Annotated in this window: 1 protein-coding gene and 1 pseudogene; both read left to right on the top strand. The window is 78.6% G+C overall.

Annotated elements, in window-relative coordinates:
• Positions 1-181 (top strand): annotated as a pseudogene (locus AC08OP_RS22680) (cobyrinate a,c-diamide synthase); the annotation flags it as partial.
• The coding region (locus AC08OP_RS22675) for a cobalamin biosynthesis protein (RefSeq protein ID WP_476616022.1) at positions 178-538 on the top strand (361 nt) is incomplete at its 3' end. The pseudogene AC08OP_RS22680 and the gene AC08OP_RS22675, both read left to right, overlap by 4 nt.

Raw genomic sequence — 538 nt, 5'->3', positions numbered from 1 at the left:
TCCCCGGCCTGCGCCGGGACGCGTCGCGGGTGGTGGCCGGCGCGGCGGGGAGCAGGCGGCGTCGCCGTGGATATCCGAGGGGTTCGTGCACCGCCGGGTGCACGCCTCCTACCTACATCTGCACTGGGCCGGACGACCCGGCGCCGCCACCCGCCTGCTCGCCGCCGCCCGCGCGGCGTGACCGGAGCAGAACCGGGGGACGGGGGACTGGTCGTCGGTGTCGGTGCACGGCCCGGGGTGACGGCGGCGGAGATCCTGGGGCTGGTCGAGGCGGCGCTGCACGACCTCGCGGCGCCGGTGAGCGCGGTGCGCCGGATGGCGACGGTCGAGGCCCGCCGGGACGAACCGGGCGTCGTCGCCGCCGCACGCCACCACGGCTGGCCGCTGGTGGGCCATCCCGCCGCCCTGCTCGCAGGCGTCGACGTGCCCCATCCCGGTGCCGCTGCCCACGCCGCGCTCGGCACCCCGAGCGTCGCCGAGGCCGCCTGCCTGATCCCCCTCGCTGTCCCCCTGTCCCCGGGAACGGCCACCCTGTCCC

It is taken from the genome of Frankia sp. CeRuru1 (assembly GCF_977966315.1).
The sequence above is the reverse complement of the archived record's forward strand: the minus strand, read 5'-3'. Positions and strand labels throughout refer to the sequence as shown.